The sequence below is a fragment of the Dyadobacter fermentans DSM 18053 genome, assembly GCF_000023125.1.
Taxonomy (GTDB): Bacteria; Bacteroidota; Bacteroidia; order Cytophagales; family Spirosomataceae; genus Dyadobacter; species Dyadobacter fermentans.
In genome coordinates this window covers 2149014-2164542 of record NC_013037.1, presented here as the reverse complement: position 1 = coordinate 2164542, position 15529 = coordinate 2149014, and the positions used below count along the sequence as shown (strand labels likewise).

Annotated in this window: 6 protein-coding genes; 1 reads left to right on the top strand and 5 read right to left on the bottom strand. The window is 54.3% G+C overall.

Annotation, left to right across the window (positions count from 1 at the left end):
- Nucleotides 1–179: 179 nt before the first annotated feature.
- Together DFER_RS08685 and DFER_RS29135 are read right to left on the bottom strand one after the other, a co-directional pair.
- Nucleotides 180–2489 carry a TonB-dependent receptor gene (locus DFER_RS08685; protein WP_015811256.1) on the bottom strand — a complete coding sequence of 770 codons (2310 nt, stop codon included), beginning with the start codon at nucleotides 2487–2489 and terminating at the stop codon, nucleotides 180–182.
- A 166-nt stretch (nucleotides 2490–2655) separates the two neighbouring features.
- Nucleotides 2656–3072: a TetR family transcriptional regulator gene (locus tag DFER_RS29135; protein WP_015811255.1), complete on the bottom strand. Its 417-nt coding sequence runs from the start codon at nucleotides 3070–3072 to the stop codon at nucleotides 2656–2658.
- Between the two features lie 361 nt (nucleotides 3073–3433).
- On the opposite strand from DFER_RS29135, the gene DFER_RS08675 reads away from it, so the two are divergent.
- Nucleotides 3434–6235 (top strand): BspA family leucine-rich repeat surface protein, encoded by a 2802-nt coding sequence (locus DFER_RS08675; RefSeq protein WP_015811253.1) that lies wholly within the window; start codon nucleotides 3434–3436, stop codon nucleotides 6233–6235.
- Nucleotides 6236–6311: 76 nt separating this feature from the next.
- Here the strand turns inward: DFER_RS08675 and DFER_RS08670 are convergent, their stop codons facing one another.
- From DFER_RS08670 to DFER_RS08660, 3 genes are all read right to left on the bottom strand, one after another.
- Nucleotides 6312–7337 carry a T9SS type A sorting domain-containing protein gene (locus DFER_RS08670; protein WP_015811252.1) on the bottom strand — a complete coding sequence of 342 codons (1026 nt, stop codon included), beginning with the start codon at nucleotides 7335–7337 and terminating at the stop codon, nucleotides 6312–6314.
- Between the two features lie 33 nt (nucleotides 7338–7370).
- Entirely contained in the window at nucleotides 7371–13778 is a 6408-nt protein-coding gene (locus tag DFER_RS08665; RefSeq protein ID WP_015811251.1) for a N,N-dimethylformamidase beta subunit family domain-containing protein, read from the bottom strand.
- Nucleotides 13779–14596: 818 nt separating this feature from the next.
- Nucleotides 14597–15466, bottom strand: a complete 870-nt coding sequence (locus tag DFER_RS08660) for a DUF808 domain-containing protein (protein ID WP_015811250.1) — start codon at nucleotides 15464–15466, stop codon at nucleotides 14597–14599.
- Nucleotides 15467–15529 lie beyond the last annotated feature (63 nt).

Here is a 15529-nt window from a genome sequence, read left to right as displayed (position 1 = left end):
TTCGTTGGTTTTGCCTGCAAAAATAGAGTAGGTTGGCATAGCAGCTTGTCGGTATATCCTGCTAATTGTGTGTAAATGCGAGATCAGGTGGATGACCAGCACGATAAACACCCTCAGCCCGAACGAAAGTCCGGGCTGAGGGTGTTTATCGTGCTGAGATAGCTTGAATGTCGGGCGGATTAAAACTTGATCGCCAGGTCGACCGTGAAATTCCGCGTCGGGTTGTAGATGCCGTACGAATCCCAGTATTCCGTGTTGCCGATGTTATTCAGTTTCAGGCCGGTGCGCCATTTTGCATTTTCATAAAAAAGGGTCGCATTGAGTACGCTGTACGATGGAATGGTGACCGTATTGGCATCGCTGAAATACGAATGGCTTGCATAATTTCCGCCGATGCCCGCTCCGAGATTTTTCAGCGCCTGTCCGCTGAATTTGTAGCTAACCCAGTAGGTAGCGATATTTTTCGGGGCGCCTGCCACGATGTTGCCCTGGTTCACTTCCGCTTTTACGATCCGGTTTTCATTGTACCCATAGCCGAGGATCACATTCAGGCCGGTCACGGGGTTGGCGAGGATGTCCAGTTCCAAACCTTTGCTTTGCTGCTTGCCGTCCTGGCGGGTAAAGCGGCTGTCGTCGGTGCGTAAGGCATTGTCGATATTGATGGTGTAATAGCTCAATGTCGCATTCACCTTGCCGTCGAGCCATTCGCTCTTGATACCGGCTTCCCACTGGTTGGCATATAATGGCTTGATATTCAGGATGGATCCGTCGGGTTGTTCGATCTGCGGGTTGGTGTTCTGGAAGCCATTCATATAGTTTCCAAATACCGATACCTTGTTTTTGACGAGCTGGTATACAAGGCCGAGTTTTGGCGAAAGCGAATTCTGGTCATAGCCACCCGGCGTAAAACCGCCCGTGGCTTGCATAAACCGGTCGAAACGGAGACTTAGCATGGCATACAGGCGGTCGCCCAGGTTCACTACCTCCGATACATATGCGCCCATGTACTGGTTTTTGGTCGTACCGCGACTGCTTACCCGCGCGGGTTGGAGCAAAATCCGGTCGGAATACACCTTGTCGATGAGCTTGTAAGGTTGTGAAATGCTGATCGTATCAAAATTCGGCGCGCTTTTGCTCATCCCGCTCGCGTAGTAGTTGGTGTAGCTCAATCCCGCCAGCAAAGTGTGTTTCACCATGCCGGTTTGAAATTTCCCTACAAAATTCTGCTGCGCATTGACATAAGTATTTTTAATAGGCCCCCAAATGCCGACATAGCGCGCCACGCGGTCCTTCGTGATCCAGGTATTATAGGTCTGATAGCTGTAATCGGTAAACTCGTTGACATAGGAAATGTTGGTCGAAGAAGTCCAGTCGCTGTTGAGCTGGTATTTAGCTTCCACAAAATACTTCTGCGATTGCGTTTTGGAATCCAGGTCGTTGTCATACAGCGACTTTCGGTAGCCAAGCGGTATCTCTTTGTAGTTGGTAATGCCCGATTGAGGCCCGAAGCGCGTGTAGGTCGGCCGGGACGAATTGGCATTGAAAATCTCGGCGTCGAAAAGGACCGTCAGCCGGTCGGTAGCTTTGAAAAGCAGGCTCGGAGCGAATGCGAAGCTGTTGGTACGGCCAAAATCACTGAAACTGTTCTGCCGGTGCAGCGCGGTATTCACACGTGCGATCACGGTTTTTTCTTTGTTCAGCGGGCTGTTTACGTCGGCCGCGATACGCGACAAGCCGAAACTACCCAAAGTGAGCGACACATTGCCGAAGAAATTTTCGCCCGGGCGCTTGGTAACCAGGTTCACCAGCCCGCCGAATGAAGAAATGCTCGCACCGAACAACGTGCCCGACGGCCCTTTGATGAACTCGATCCGCTCGATATTGGAAACATCCGCGCTGGAACGGCCCAGGTCGGATTGCAAGCCGTTGCGTGCGCCGATGCTCGTCCCAAACCCGCGCGACATCACGCCGATCCCGCCGCTGGGGTAGGATACCGCTACAACGCCCGGCGCGGCTTTCAGGGCGTCCGTCATCACGGTAACGACCTGCTCTTTCAGCAATTCCTTGCCTACCACATTGTACACCTGCGGATTTTCGAGGTTTTTGAGCGGCATGCGCGCCACATTGTCGCTTTCCTTGTTCACCAGCCTGCTATTGCCCTTCACAATTACTTCCTGCAACTGCTGATTGTCCTCCGCGAGCACGAAATCCAAAACGGTCGTCTCACCGGCTGCAACCGTCACTTCCCGTTCCTGGGTCAGAAGCCCTGTGAAACTCGCCACCGCCATATAGCTTCCAGCGGGTACGCGGCCGATCGTATAATGCCCTTGCTGGTTCACAACAGCCGCCCGGCCGGTCTTTTTCAGTACCACATTCACAAATTCCGCCGGCGCCCCGTCCGACGTGGTAATGGTCCCCTTAATCGCACCGGTCTGGGCCAGCGATTGGATCGAAAATTGCAAACAAATAAGCAGATAAACGTTTTTCATTTGTATATTTTATATAGACTAATTATAAATAATGTCAAATGTAAATGTTTTTGGTGAATCAGGGGCGAAAAAATACAAGTAGTTGGCTCATCACCCCGATTTCCTCACCCAAACCAGGCTAACCGTGAGCGAGATCAGTTTTCAGTTGGGTTTTGAATTTCCGCAATCATTCGGCCGGCGGTTTAAGAGCGATCATGGGTTCCACGCCGGAAAGCTTGGTCACGATTTGTTTCAGCCAGATGTAGTTTTCCGGGCCGATGCGGTCGGCGTGACGGCGCATGACCGCGTCCAATGCGGCCGGCCTCCGGGCCCCGCGCAGCGGTGCGGCCGACCCTTTTTTGACCGATTCGTCCAGTACCACGCTCAGGTACTTCCGGAATCCCGTTTCATGTACATAGGCAAGCATGTTGAAGTATTTCTGAACATACACCAGCGAATCTTTCAAAGTCATATCCTTGACGTCTTCCAGAAAATCCTCCTGCTGTTTTACCCGCAGCGATAGCGTGGCCTCCGCACAGAGCATATCCACATTGGAATAATACCTGTAAATGGTCGCCCTTGAGATATTCAGTTCCTTCGCCACTCTTCCAGGGTGAAAATCGTATTCTTTTCCAGCAGCATTTGCGCTGTTTCAAGAATCCTGTCACGGGTTTCAAGCTTCTGCCTGACCCTGCCGGTAGTCAATTTTGAATTCGTCATGAGATAAATATCTCATAAATTTTGGGCGATTCAGAACTGGTAGTTTACTTTGTGAGACTTAAATCTCACAAACTCCTTATTTAATTCAATAACTGATTCCCTTCATGAAAAATGAATTGATCTGCCTGGGCACCACATCAGCGTATGTTTCCCATTTCATTGTTAACGTATAATAAATAGCGTTCAATCCGGTGCCGTTCCATTCACAGCACGCCGGGAATGCTATGTCCGGAAATCTCTAACCTATGAAAAAAATTTATTTCCTTTTCAGCCTGCTTGTCATGGCAGTGTTGAATGCCAGCGCGCAATTTATTACCGTTTGGAAAACAGATAATCCAGGCGTTTTCAACAACTCTTCCATTACGATTCCCGCTACCGGCAACCAATATAGCATCGCCTGGGAGGAAGTGGGCAACCCGGCCAACAACGGCACGGCCACCGGATCAGGCACGCAAGTACTCTCATTTCCGTCACCGGGTACATACCAGGTGAGCATTTCGCCGGGAAGCGGCACATTCAGCAGGATCGCCTTTGCCAATAGCGGCGACAGAAACAAGCTGCTGGAAATTAAGCAATGGGGCGATATCCGCTGGACGAGTATGGAAAATGCTTTCCAGGGATGCACCAACCTTACCATATCGGCCACCGATGCGCCCGATTTGCAAGATGTGGCGAGCCTGGCAGGGATGTTCGAAAGCTGCGCGGCGCTCGCCACCGTACCGGAGATCGACCAGTGGGATGTAAGCGGCATTACGAACATGGCCCGCCTGTTTTACTTCGCCTCCACCTTCAACGCGCCGCTCGGTAGCTGGAATATGGGGAGTGTGACGAACATGCATCAGATGTTTCACAGCGCCAGTGCATTCAACCAGCCCATTGGTAGCTGGGATGTGTCGAAGGTCACCAACATGAATTCGATGTTTTACCAGGCCCGGGCATTCGATGAAAGCATTGAAAACTGGAATGTTTCGAACGTGACGAATATGGGTGCCATGTTTACGCTGGCCCCCGCTTTTAACAAGCCGCTGGAAAAATGGAACGTGGGCCAGGTGACCGATATGTCCAATATGTTTTACGGCGCCACTTTGTTCAATCAGTCGCTGGACCGGTGGGATGTATCGAAGGTGCGGAATATGACCGCCATGTTCGTGAACGCAACTGCATTTAACCAACCCCTCGGCCGCTGGAACCTGAACGCCGTCACCACGATGGTGCAAATGCTCCTGGGCTCGGGTATGCAATGCGCCAGCATGACCCTTACCTTGCAGGGCTGGGCAGGCAATGCGGCTACACCGGATAACATCACCTTCGGCGCGAATGGCCGTAACTACGGCAGCCAGGCCGCTGCGGCATTGGCCACCTTGCGCGACACCAAAGGCTGGACGATCGCCATCGGCAGCGAGGTCACCTGTGCGCTGCCGCCCCGGCCTTATGTTGCGGTATGGAAAACCGATAATCCCGGCCGGACTGCCGATAATCAGATCATGATCGCGGCCACCGGCACCGGTTACAGTGTGGCCTGGGAAGAAGTGGGTAATGCGGCTAACTTCGGGACTACGACGGGAAGCGACTTGTTTACCCTCACACTGCCGCATGCAGGAACCTATCAGCTAAGCATTACGCCTGGCAACGGCACTTTCACCGCAATTAGAATGTCGGCGAGGGACCCTCAGAAGCTGTTGGAAGTCAAGCAATGGGGAGATATCCGGTGGTCGGACATGGAGCAGGCTTATTACCGCTGCGTGAATATGACAATTACCGCTGGCGACCTTCCCGATCTGCGCGATGTCAGGTCTATGCGGGCGATGTTTTCCGACTGTCGGTTCACGACGGTGGCGGGTTTGGACAAGTGGGACGTAGGCAACGTGACCGACATGAGCGCGCTCTTTATGAATTCGCCCGCGTTTAATCAGTCTATCGCAGACTGGGATACTAAAAACGTCACAGACATGAACAACATGTTCAGCGGCGCAACGAGTTTTAACCAGCCGATAGGCCGCTGGAATGTGAGCAAGGTCCGCAACATGACCAGGTTATTCTTGAGTGCGCATGCATTCAATCAGCCGATAGGGGATTGGGACGTTTCCCAGGTCGGAGCCATGGAGGCAATGTTCCGGAACGCCTTTGCTTTTGACCAACCGATCGGCGACTGGAATGTATCCTCGGTAACCGATATGTCCTATATGCTGCTGGGGGCCAGAAGTTTTAACCAGCCACTGGAAAACTGGGACGTCCGCCAGGTCCGTAATTTTTCGCACATGATGTTCAGCGCAGATGCTTTCAGCCAGGAACTGGGTAAATGGAACTTGTCGAGTGCGATCAACCTGACCGGGATGCTGTCGCATTCGGGGATGGATTGTGAGCATGTGAGCCGCACTTTAATGGCCTGGGCGGCGAACACCGAAACACCGGACGGTCTTACACTAGATGCGCAGGATGTTGCTTACGCCAGCGCCGCCCGCACATCGATCGATTACCTGCGCGACACGAAAGGCTGGACGATCACCCTGGGCGCGGAAGTGCCATGCGCCGCGCTGGACGTTTCGCTCGTTAGTTTCAATGTGAGCAAAGCCGGCGGGCAGGTGAAAGTGAACTGGATCACGGCATCCGAAACGGATAATGATTATTTCGAAATCGAGCGTTCTGCCGATGCGCGCACGTGGACGTCCATTGCACGCATAGACGGCGCAGGTACCACCACTACCACGCGCATTTACAGCCACACCGACGTCGCCCCGCTCTCTCCAAAGGCGTATTACCGGTTAAAAACAGTCGACCTGGCGGGGAAGACGGAATACTCAGCGATCAGGGCCGCGGTTTTCGCCGAGCGCGAAGAAAGGTTCATTTATCCCAATCCTGCCACTACGTCGGCGACCTTTTCAGGCAAGCCGGGCAGTGTGGTGCAGATTTACAATGCAACAGGCCGGAAGGTGCTTCAAATCACCCTGATTTCAGAAAAAACGACTATTCCGTTAAGCGGCCTCCCGGGCGGGGTTTATTTAATCCGGTCGGATGAAGGATGGCAGGGGAAGTTCGTTAAAAAGTAATTTTATAACAGCAACAAAAATGCCCGGAGTTTCGCGACTCCGGGCATTCGGCATTACTATACTAAACTTTAAACCCTCATTGCACGATCGCTACCTTAACCGTCTTCGCTTTGCCGGTTTTGTACACGAGTTCGACTACGTAAGCGCCGCTGCTGAGGCTTCGGATGTCGATGATTTTGGAAATAGCCTTGCCTGTGGCGGAGTACATCGCCCTGCCCGCCAGGTCGTAAATCCGCACGCTTTTCACCTGGGCCAGGTCTTTAACGCCCAGCTCGATCCGCCCGGAAGCCGGGTTCGGGAAAACGATGTTCTGTTCGGGAAGGCCGTTGAACGTAACCTGCTGGATTTTGCTGTAAGCGAAGCTTCCGTCGTTATCGATCATTTTCAACCGGTACAGGTTTTCGCCATTGACCGGTTCGGGATGGACGAAGGAGTACCGTTGCAGCACCGTGCTTTCGCCCTTCGATTTGACACTGCCTATCACAATCCAGTTCTTGCCGTTGAGGCTGTGCTCGATATCGAACCGCTCGCTGTTGGTTTCCTCGGTAGTGGTCCATTTCAGCAGGGTGGTACTCCCTTCTTTTGCGGCCGTAAATGTGGTGAGCGTCACCGGCATGGCCACGTCCCCGACCGTCACGGCCACCCTCGCAAGCGGCGTGGCTACCGTCCAGTCGCCGTCGAGCTGCTGGATCTGGCTCGTCGCCGCCGGCCACGTTTCATCCCGTCCCAATGCGGTGGTCACTGGTATGCTCCATTGCTGGGTTTGGCCTGATGCATCGGTCCAGTCGTCGACCAGAACAAACCGGATATTGGTGGCGGTGGAGGAGACTGCCCGTACCCAGCCGGGCGGGATGGTGATCTCGTCCCCGTTCCAGGGCACTTCCGGCACCATAGTGAACACGATCTGTGCCGTTCCGCCGGGAATGGTGCCGCTGGTTTTTGTGAAACTGGCCTTGAAGGTGCCCGACTCCGGATAGCCTTCAAACGATTCCGGCGTAAACGAGACGGCTCCCGCGGTTACCGACTGGGCGCGGGCATTGTTCCCGCCGGTTGCCAATGCGCCTATGCAGAGCAATAAAGCAATTGTATGTCTGATTTTCATGATATGAATGTTAATGCGTTGAACCTTGCTTTCCTATTGTTTCGACACGCCTATAACCACGTTGTTATTCGTGTAACTGGCAGGATCTTCGCCTCCGGAATTGTCCTTGATGGATGCCTTGAAATCGTAGGCACCATTAGTCGCCGCCGCCGGAATAGTGAGCGTCGCCGTGATCACATACCCGCCTGTTGGGGCGTAGGGAATGTCCACGTCGGTGTAGAATTCGTAATAATTCGCATTTTCACTCTCCTGAACCCAGTCCACAGCCGCCTGGCCCGTTAGCGCGATGGTAGCACCAGGGACCGGCTTGTAGATTTGTACATAAATGCGCGCCGTCGCATTGCTGCCGACCTTCGTGTTCCTCACCCGCAGCGAAAGCGGATTGGTGACAGCATCTGCGGTGAATTCTACATGATCCATCACCAGGTAAGGCCGCAGGTCGGTCGGAATGGTGCAGTCGGTAGCCGTTGCCGTCACGATGGCCGTAGAATTAGCCGTGTTGAAGCAGGAATTGTGGGTATCAAAATAGAATGCATAATAAGTGCCGGAAGCCGGTGCGGCCAGCGGATCGGCTACTTGGGTACCTTCCTGGTGGTCGGCTGTTGTGTAAAACACCGCCAGCACGCCCTCCGGCAATGTCCCGGTAACAAGGCTGCTGAGATTGACCGTCGTAACCGGGCACGTATTGGTGATCGCATTCGCCGAAAGCGCCACCTGCTCGGTGCCTGCATTACAGGTCACCACAGGATCGGCACAGTGGATGGCTACGCTTTGCAGCACCGGCGTAACGGCCGTATTCGAAGTCGAAAGGTCTGCACGGTACTGAATGTAGCGCGAGGAGCCGCCCACGGTCGATCCGCTGCCCGGGATGGACGTGAATGCCGACCAGGAATCGTCCGGTTCGGCCACATTGCCCTGCCGCTGCAAAAGCTGCACGCTGGTGCCCTCGGGTAGGGTGGTGGTCCAGTTAGCTGTCTGCCACGTTTTGATTCCGCCGGCATCGTACACGCGGGATGTGAAGCTGCCCGAAGGAACATACGGGGTAATGCGTACCCAATCAATGCTCACGCCCGGTGCGCCCATGTGATAATCGCTGATACCGAAGCGCATTGGCGTGGAAATAACCTTCGAGCTGGTATGAACGAGCGTGCCGTCCACGTAAAAAAGGATATTCGTTGCGTTCCATTCGATCCGGTAGAGGTGAGGCGTGCCGATCAGGCCCCCGCCCAGGTTTACATCTTCGGGCGAGTTGTTCAGGTTCACCCGCGCCTGCATGGCACCGCTAGCGCCTGTGCTGAACATGATCCAGGTGCCTGCCGAGTTATACATATCCGTATTGTTACCCGCGCCAAGCCCGATATGCTGGAAAGTAGAAGCCCCGAACGTAGCTACGAATTCAATCGAAGTGCCGGGTGATAATGTGTTGCCCACCGGCTCGGTGTTGAACCGCGCACCATTCACCACCAGCTGGCCGTCCGAAATGGTGGACGAGCCGCCGCCGTCCCACGGGAAGCTTTGCCATTGTTCTGTCGGCGGAAGGTTTGTGAAATCTTCCACGATAATCGGTTTCAGCGTGACGCCGCCAGCCGTAACCAGCGTGCCGGTGCCCGTTGTTCCTTCGCTGAAATGAGCGGCGGTAAGGTCCTCGAAGCAGGCCGGATCGGCGTTGGGCGCGGTGGTAAAGCTCAGCGGCGCATCGGAAGAAGCCGGCGACGTGCTCGAAGCCGCCAGTTCATCGGCGGAGGTCACCCGGAAATGGTAGGTGGTACCGGGCAGCAGGCCTGTGAGCGTGACGGAGTGGCTGGTGGTAGGCGTGGTAGTGGCCGAGTTTTGGGTCAATGCGTCGCCACTTGTGCCGTAATCCACGCGCGAATCGGCGGGCTCGTCGGTAGTCCAGGTAATGGTGGCGGAGCCTGCTACCGGCTGTGTCACCGTCACGTTCGAGATCTGCGGGGCTTGGTTGGTTTCTGTTACCTCATAGGTGGCAACATAGCTGCCGTTATTGGCGGGGAAAAATGCATAGGAAATGCCCTTGATCACCTGTGTGGAATAACTCACTGTATTTCCGTCGACGGTGATGCCTACTAAATGCCCGTTTTGGGCTTCGGTAGGTACCATCGCCTGCATGCTGCCCGAGCCTGCTGCCGCGGAGATCGTGAAGTTCAGCGTGTTGCCTGTCCAGCTCAAAGCACCGAATGAAGAATTGTTCCGGCCGTCGAGCCAGGTGAGCATTTGTCTGGCGGAAATGACGGGCACCTGCCGCGCCTGCGCCTCCGTAATGATCACGTCCGAACCGGTCGATCCGCTGGCATCGGTATGCATGTTGGCGGTAAATACGCCGTAGTAGCCTCTGGATCCCAATGCATTGTCTAGCAACGTGGTGATGTGCTTCGTGTAGGACATATCCGATTCGTCGGTCATTTGCGTGGCCGCCTGGTACACGTCGATCAGCGAGCCGTCGAGGTCTGCAAACCGCATCGGGATTCCCGAGCCGGTGAACATGCCGGGCCGGTCGGCAACCCAGCTGCCGGGCCAGTAATAGTAGTTCGCATCGAGGCGTATGCCGTTTTCCAGCTCCACTTTCGCCATCGTAGCCCAGTCGCTCCACGCAATGCAATGCGTCCGCAGCGTTATCGTGGGCGACAAGCCAGGGAAGTTGTTCGTCATTTGCGCGAGCTGGGTATTGAAGAATCCGCGCAGCGATGTTTCGTCGAAGTTGGAACAGTTGGTATTCAAATGCACACCTATTTCAAAGCCCTGCGCCTGGAATGCGGATGCCTGGGCGTTGGTGATAGGCGTATTGGGGTAAATGTAGGAAGTGCCCCGGATCGCCGTCCAGTTATCGACTGCCTGCTGATCGTTAGCCGCACTTCTGCTGATATAATCGTCAAATCTCCCTATTGTACCGCCGCTACCGTGGTCGTCGCCGGTCATAATCACAGCCGCTTTCAGTCCGCGCGGCAGGTACCAGAGGCGTGGCAAAGGCTTTTTGTGCAAATTACCCAGCAGGATCAGGTTGGCCAGCAGGCGCTGCTGCTCGTCGGCCTGCGGAATGGCTACCTTATTTAGATCGATCCAGTCGGGGAAAAACAGATCGTCGGAACGGATCGGGCCGCTCTGATTGTCGCGTTCCTGGCCTGCCCAGGCGGGATTGCCCTGGCGGGTGTACACAATGGACCGTGCCAGGTCGTAGGTAAATGCGATGGCTTTACCTCCATTCGGGCCGACATTATTGAGGGTAATAGCCGGGTTGATCGTGGCATTGGTAGCATCGGAATACAGGGTGGCAATGCTCGTTGCGCCAGCCAGCGTGTAGAGGTCGGCGGTGCCGTGGAACTGGATGCTTTCGTCCACGATGCCCACGCCGGGCCCGGTGGCAGTATTTACTTTCAGGTACCGGTCGCTCAGCGAGCCTCCCGCCGGCGATATACCGAATAGCGACGCCAGGCCAGCTGCCGGTCTGAGGCCAATGAGTGTCCCGCCGGCATTCACCCAGGCGGTGAGGGCGTTGATATTATCACCCGATAATCCGATTTCTCCCAAAACAATCACATCGTAGGCATCCAGCAACGCCGGGTTACCGCTGATTTCAGAAATGTCTTTGGCGGCAAATGCATTTAAACCCTCTGCCCGCAGTATTTCAACCGGGAACCTGCTGAACGGGTTCGCGCCTGCGCTGAGCACGAGGATCGGTCCGCCGGGGCCATCGTTCGGCGATGGTCCGGGCGCATTCTGCGTAGTGAACGAGAAGCTGAAATCTTCCGCCAATGCATTGCCAGCCACATCTTTAATGCGGGGATCGGCACCGCCGCCTTTCACGAGCAGGGTGTACACGGTTGCATAGCCCAGGGCCGAAGCGGGGTCGATGGTGACGGTCAGGCTGCCTGCATCGTAAGTGATATTGGCCGGGACCTCCTGCCCGCCGCTGCTCAGCACGACGCTCGCGCCCGACACCGTGGCGGCATCGATACCCTCGCTGAACCGCACGGTAATGTTGTTATTGATGTGGATGCCCGTAGCATTCGCCCCCGGTGAGGTCATAGTTACCGTTGGCGGCGCAGTGTCCGGACCGCTTTCAGTCTCAAAAACTATATCCACATAGTAGTTGCTTGACTCGTAGTTGCTGTTAGGAAAAGCGGGTGTTGCCGAATATATGTAAATGCCGTTTTTACCATCCTCTTCATTGGCAAGGCCTTTCAGCGCGCCGGTTTGTTTAGGGACCTGGAAATACGAGTCCATGGCCGAGTAGTAACCCTGGCTGCTGTGGTAGGAAATCACATAGGTGGTATTGGAAGAAATGGCCACCGGCGCACCGAATTGCACCTGCTGCCATCCCGATTCTGTTTCATTAACAAAAGTAGCTTCGGCAAGCAGCACACCCGCATTGCTGTAAAGCTGCCCGATATGCGTGCCGGTATTGCTCGGATGTTTGTAAAAACGTACCCCGGTAACAAAGCCGGCCACCGCCGAGCGGAACTTCATCCCCAGCTGGATCGCCCGCCCGCCGTCGTTGTGGACATTGCCGTCGGGCACATCCGTCGGCAGGAACACGGTGCAGGGGCAGGGAAGTGGTTCGGGTTCGGAGACATTCACGTTTGTGATCGCCACCTCGCTGATGTTCCCCGAATCGTCGAACGAGCGGGCTCGTATCGTCGCTGCGCCCTGCTGGGATGGTACCCAGGTGAATGTCCAGGCGTTGGTGCCGGTAGCAAGGCGCCAGGATACCCCGTTGTCGGTGGACACCTCCACACCTGCAATTACCTTTCCATCGGCAGCGGTGCCGGTAATGGTCGCTACGGAGCCTACGGGCACATTGCCGGCCTCAGCGGGAGCGGTGATGGCCACCGTCGGGGCCGTGTCGTCGTCGGACTCGGATGCGGCGGTAAGGTCGGTCTGGAGTGTGGCAGGCTGTACGCCCATGTCGGCAAAGAGGTTGATCGTCGCCTGCTGCATCGTCCGGCTCACGGGCTCGTTGCCACGGTCGTGCTGGTCGTCGAGGCCCCACGTCCATTGTACGGTTCCCGCGCCGAATACGAGCGCGCCGCTGGAATGCTTGTATAGGCTCAAATGGTGTATTTTACCAGCTACCACAGAGCGGGAAAGAAGGATGCGGCCGGCCGGATAGCTGCTGCGGTAATTCTCCTGTTCGGGGTTCCATTCGTAGCCAAGCGTGTTGGCTGTCAACGTTTCGGAGCTGCCGTCGCTCAATTGCGCTACGCTGGTATTGCGCCAGAAGCGCAGGTTTTTGTAGTTGCTCGGTACCTGTATGGTGCCCGTGGTGCCGTCCCAGCTGATTTGTCCGCTCAGCTCGTTTTCGGGGTTGCAACCGCCCGAGCCGGTATACTCGCAGCCGCTGCGCCACAATCCCGTCCATTCCGGAGAGCTGGTATCGCACTTGCCGTTGCATTGGTTCTCGCCTTCGGCGCCTTCCTTATAGCACACCAGCGTGCGGCGGTCGGCCTCACCAGTGCTAATGCTGTTTTCCCAACGCGTGCGCCAGTACACTTCATTGCCGCTGAAAAACGCCAGGTGCTTACCGGCATTCCGGGCCGCGGCAACGTTATTCCGCATGGCCTGCGACCAGTATTCATCATGGCCGACAGACATGAAAACCTTATGATTCAGGATCAACTCGCCGCGGCGGTCGGTATCGATATTGGTGGTGTAGCTCATATCGTACCCGTTCTTTTCGAGAAACCGGATCATCGGATACTCCGAATTGAACAGAAAATCTTCATAAGCGCCCCCGCCGCCTCCGCCGGTGCGGGTAAGAAACGGCCGGTTATAGCTCACTTTCGAGGCCTTACCAATGCCGTTTACGCCGGTGTAGAGGCTTCTGCCGTTATCGTTGTCCCCATACACATTATAGGCCTGCCACGTTGCATCCGAGGTTTGGAAAAACAGGTCGGCGGTGCTGGCATCGTCGCGGACGACGAATGTAATGTGACTTGCGCGCGGATCTTCGCCCTCGGGGGTGTCGGTACGCTGCAGCTTGGCGATGTAAATGCCCGAAACGGCGCTGGTGGGGATGTCCCAGCGGGCGGATTCCTCCCAGTTGCCGCAATCGACCAGGCCCGTGGGGTTAGTCAGGCAGGTAGGCTGCGTCTGCGGCAAGCTGCTGGCTGTAATGGTGGCGTCGCCTTTAAAGGAAGCGCCGTTGCCCTGGTAGTAGCCGAGCCGGTAAATTTTGACCGTATACCCCGTCGCGTCTGTTTTAATTTTGAATACGGCGGTTTCGCCCCTGTTGTAGCTGATGTCGGTGGCGAAGCCCTGGATGCTCAGGTCGCCGGACCCATCCACGTCCCATTCCGAGGGAGGACTGCCGGGCAGGGTGTTTTCGGTCACGATCGCGTTCTGGGCGACGACCGGAATGCCGGCCACGCCCAGTAAAAAGATGAGCGCAATAAAGAAACGAATTGAGTAATGTAGTTTTCGTAACATAGTGCATTAATTTAAAAAAGGGTTTAAAAGGACGTACTTTTCCCACCCTCACTTTTGGTGAAGTTTTTTAATGATCCGTGCACTTCCGGCCAGCGTCCGGAATTCGCTGGAAGTGCTGAATCAGAAAGAAAGGGAATGATGGCGCTGGAAGTCGCCTGCCATCAGTTTTCGCCGAAACTAATCGGATTGAATTAAGTTAGGCGTGTGATAAAAGGGTTTCAGGATGCGTTTTTTCATAAATGGAAGAGGTTACCATCGGGGTTAGCAGAGGGTAAGGTTAGGTGGATAATTACCGAAAAGTGCGTGCGCAATTCTGCCGGCAGATGTTAAAATCCTTGCAGTACGTTCCAGAAAATCAGTGGGTAGGGAAGCTGATATTTAATGCAATTAAAGCAGGCATTAAGTGCCCGCTAAATGCTTTAAAACATCGTAGTACAATATGTTTATTAATTATTTCAAAACATAGAAATTTTTAACCTTTTTTCGATATAAATAGTTGATTATAAACTATTTAAAACTTATTGTACAGCGACATGACCAAGCGATCAAACTATTTCAAATGAATTGTAAAAGTATAATAAAAGCATACGGAATACGCCAAAGGTTATACGTACGTAGCCGTTGTATAATTGGAGATGTGAATGACTTTTTACGACTCCGGCTTCGGTATTCTACGAGGAGATTGTAAGTACTTTGAGAAGCCTTTCCTGGTGCGGCAAATGCAATACTTATTAATGCATTATCGGAAAATGGATTCAATAAAATCCGAAAGTATAGCTTCCCCAATAACTTTGCCAAACAGTCCGTTTCAATGCAGCTTACTTCTTGAAACTTCCGGCTAGCTTTCTGTAAATGCCTACAACCGCGGCCACGATTAAACCTACTGCTAATCCGATCAGAAATTCTTTGACCATGGCCGGAAGTGCTGGGAAAAGATCGTGCAGGAAATGGATGTTGTGCGAGAATATGCCGCCCGCGACAAGCAAAAGTGCAAATGTGCCCACCACGCCGAGAATGCGGATAATAATCGGCAATGCGGAAACGAGCATGTTCCCGATTTTAGCAAGCAGTCCGGAGTTATTGCTTCGCCTGATCAGGCCGTAACCCAGGTCATCCATCCTCACAATGAGGGCTACAATTCCATACACCCCGATGGTCGCGATCAATGCGACGGCCGATACCGTCACGATCTGGATCATGGACTGTTCGGTTGCAACGGCCCCGAGCGCGATGATGACGATTTCGACCGAGAGGATAAAATCCGTCGCAATGGCCGATTTGATTTTGGCCTTTTCGTGGTCCGTTGCCGGCGCTTGTTCTTCCTGCACCGCGGCGGGCGACGGTTCATGCTTGTGTTTTACGAAAAACTCGATGACTTTCTCGGCTCCCTCGTAGGCCAGGTAACATCCTCCCAGAATGAGCACGTACGTCATGGCTGCCGGGGCAAACGCATTAAGTATCAGTGCAATGGGTACGATGATGAGTTTGTTGATGAATGAGCCCTTGGTGATAGCCCAAAGGATCGGCAGCTCCCGTTCTGCCAGAAAACCGGTTGCTTTCTCCGCATTAACTGCGAGGTCATCACCCAAAATACCCGCCGTCTTGCGCGTAGCCATTTTGGTAGTCAGCGCCACATCGTCCATCAATGCGGCTATATCGTCGAGTACTGCAAAAAATCCTGATGCCATTAAGAGTAGTTTTACTATTGAACCCATGCCCACGCGCAGGCAGGAGCAAAGTAACTACCCAAG

Bases quoted from the DNA above. Each gene is read 5' to 3' on its own strand.
- DFER_RS08685 (WP_015811256.1), bottom strand. From the start codon at position 2,489: ATGAAAAACGTTTATCTGCTTATTTGTTTGCAATTTTCGATCCAATCG.
- DFER_RS08665 (WP_015811251.1), bottom strand. From the start codon at position 13,778: ATGTTACGAAAACTACATTACTCAATTCGTTTCTTTATTGCGCTCATC.
- DFER_RS08670 (WP_015811252.1), bottom strand. From the start codon at position 7,337: ATGAAAATCAGACATACAATTGCTTTATTGCTCTGCATAGGCGCATTG.
- DFER_RS08675 (WP_015811253.1), top strand. From the start codon at position 3,434: ATGAAAAAAATTTATTTCCTTTTCAGCCTGCTTGTCATGGCAGTGTTG.
- DFER_RS08660 (WP_015811250.1), bottom strand. From the start codon at position 15,466: ATGGCATCAGGATTTTTTGCAGTACTCGACGATATAGCCGCATTGATG.